Source organism: Streptomyces flavotricini, assembly GCF_020639365.1.
Classification (GTDB): Bacteria; Actinomycetota; Actinomycetes; order Streptomycetales; family Streptomycetaceae; genus Streptomyces; species Streptomyces flavotricini.
Genome location: NZ_JAINUL010000001.1, coordinates 65,169 through 67,645, shown reverse-complemented (window position 1 = coordinate 67,645; position 2,477 = coordinate 65,169). Strand labels below are relative to the sequence as shown.

Here is a 2,477-nt window from a genome sequence, read left to right as displayed (position 1 = left end):
CGTCACCCGCCTCGCCGGCCCCGACCTCCTCACCCGAATCCTGCACCAGCTCCCCGACGGCTACGCCCTCCTCTTCGGCCAAGCCGAACTGCGCCAGCCGCAGCTGCGCGCCGCAGCCGCCTGAGGGCTTGGCACCGCCCCCCGGATGCACCGCGCGGCCGGGCCGCAGTGCGGCCCGGCTTCCGCTTGAAGCACGCGGGCCTGTGATGCTGTGATCGGACCGACGACCCTAGGTCCGTCTGATTGGGATTCCGTTTGTGCGGGCATACGGCCGCGCAAGCCATTCGTGCAGGGGAGGAACGCTCTCATGTCTCAGGTCGCCACCACCGCCATTCCCGCCCGGGAGACCGCCCCGGACTCCTTCACCCGCGCCGAACCCGCAGCCGCCACCGGGCAGCTCGCGGGGCCCCTGCCGCAGATCGACAATGCCCGCGAGGTGGCTCCCGCCGACGCGCGGGAGCTGTCGCGACTGTTCCTGGTGCGCCTCAGGGAGCTCGAAGAGGGGACTCTGGAGTATCAGTACGCGCGCAACACCCTGATCGAGATGAACATCTCCCTCGTCCGCTTCGCGGCCCGCCGGTTCAGCGCCCGCATCAACGCCGGCATCGAACTCGACGACGTCATCCAGGTCGGCACGATCGGCCTGATCAAGGCCATCGACTGCTTCGACCCCGAGCGCGAGGTCGAGTTCTCCACCCTCGCCCTCCCGTACATCACCGGTGAGATCAAGCGGTATTTCCGCGACACCACCTGGGCCGTGCACGTCCCCCGCCGTCTGCAGGAACTCCGCGTCGAACTCGCCAAGTCCCAGGAAACCCTCACCGAGGTTCTCGGACGCGCACCGAGCGTCAAGGAGATCGCCGAGCACCTCGAACTCTCCGAGGAAGACGTCATCGAGGGACTGGTGGCCGCCAACGGCTACACCAGTACCTCCATCGACTCGGCCACCGGCGTCACCGAGCACACGGCCGCGCGCCGCGAGGGCCGGCCGCTGAGCGACACGGTCGGCGACGTCGACCCGGCCATGGCCCTCTTCGAGGACTTCCACACCCTCGCACCCCTCCTGCGCGACCTCGACGAACGCGACCGCAAGATTCTCCGGATGCGCTTCGCCCAGGAGATGACTCAGTCCGAGATCGGTGCCGAACTCGGCATCTCACAGATGCAGGTGTCCCGCCTCCTCACCCGCATCCTGACCCACCTGCGCACCGGCATGCTCACCGCCTAGACATGCCGTGCACCGCAGACGCCATCCGGCACCTGCGAGACAGATCCCCATCACCGCCGGACGGGGATTGAACCACCCCAGGTCCCGCCCAGTACCTGCATGAACGACTCCGCCACGTGGCGGGCACGTGCTGCACAGCACGGCCGGCTCGGCGACGACGTCCACGACGTCTCCCCCATCGGCGCCAAGCGCGTGGCCTTCTTCCTCGGGTACGTGCGGCAGGGGCCCCAGTCCGCCGCGATCACCCAGGTCAGGCGGCGGACACAGGCCGGACGGCGCGCAGGGCGTAGTCAAGTAGGCGAAGCGGACACGGCAGGTCCGGGACCATCCCGCGGTCCCGGACCTGCCGTATGCCGATCAGTGCTTGAAGACGTCCTTGACCTTCTCCTTGGCCTCGCGGGCGTCGCCCCTGGCCTGTTCCGCACGGCCCTCGGCGGTCAGCCGCTCGTTGCCCGTCAGGCGGCCGGCGGTCTCCTTGAGCTTGCCCTTGGCCTGCTCACCCTTCGCCTCGGCCTTCTGCCCACCAGACACAGCTGATCACTCCCTCTTCGCTGAAAACGCCTACTCAACCCCGCATGGCCGCTGGGAGCTCTCGCAAACGGGGCGGGCTGCGACAGGGCCCGGCTCACGAGGGCCGCGGTACGGACCGGCGCGCTACCGAGGGAGGAGAGCGCGAACCGTATTCCCGCCTCCGGGCCCGCGCGTGACGACAGCGGTGAGGGAGAAGTCGTTGGCCATGTGCCAACCAAATCCACCCGTCCCGTCGACGAGGTCGGGGGTCCGTATCCGCGGCATCCGCGGGCTGGGATCCTCCACGGCGACCTCGATGCAGCTGGGGTGCGCGGTCAGGCAAAGGGTGCAGGCGCCACAACCGTGGCGCAGAGCGTTCGTCACCAGCTCGGAGACGACCAGAACGACCGTGCCGGCCTGCTCCGGCCCGAAGGCCAGCTGGCCTAGGGATTCGAGGAACGCCCGGGCGGCCTGGCGCGCCCCGGCGACGGCGGACAGAGAGTGAAGGGCTGTGCGCTCGGCGCTCATCGTGGTCATCGTGCGCTCCGGGTCTGTTGTCGGTGTCCGGCCCTGCCTGCCCGGTCGTTGTGTCCCCGTCCGCAGTCACCCACCCCTACGGAAACCGATTACCTCAGGGGTGTGCGCAGGAAAATCTATGTCGGCTGGAGTAGACATTGGGTGGCAGCCTGGCTATGGTTTCTCTCGTAACCCAGTCAAGAAGGGCCCGGCAGGGACGAAC

3 protein-coding genes and 1 pseudogene are annotated in these 2,477 nt (G+C 68.8%); 2 read left to right on the top strand and 2 right to left on the bottom strand.

Translation table 11 applies throughout. From position 1 onward, the window contains the following. Together K7B10_RS00305 and K7B10_RS00300 are read left to right on the top strand one after the other, a co-directional pair. Positions 1-124, top strand: a pseudogene (locus K7B10_RS00305) (DUF2267 domain-containing protein); the annotation flags it as partial. Between the two features lie 183 nt (positions 125-307). Continuing rightward, a complete protein-coding gene (locus tag K7B10_RS00300) occupies positions 308-1,228 on the top strand; it encodes a SigB/SigF/SigG family RNA polymerase sigma factor (protein ID WP_229333934.1) in 921 nt (306 codons plus the stop codon). A 357-nt stretch (positions 1,229-1,585) separates the two neighbouring features. On the opposite strand, the gene K7B10_RS00295 is transcribed toward K7B10_RS00300, so the two are convergent. Further along, complete coding sequence (locus K7B10_RS00295; RefSeq protein WP_229333933.1) at positions 1,586-1,759, bottom strand: CsbD family protein; 174 nt, start codon at positions 1,757-1,759, stop codon at positions 1,586-1,588. A gap of 123 nt (positions 1,760-1,882) precedes the next feature. Further along, the gene (locus K7B10_RS00290; protein ID WP_229333932.1) at positions 1,883-2,275 is read right to left on the bottom strand and encodes an ATP-binding protein; all 393 of its coding nucleotides are present in this window, start codon (positions 2,273-2,275) and stop codon (positions 1,883-1,885) included. Positions 2,276-2,477 lie beyond the last annotated feature (202 nt).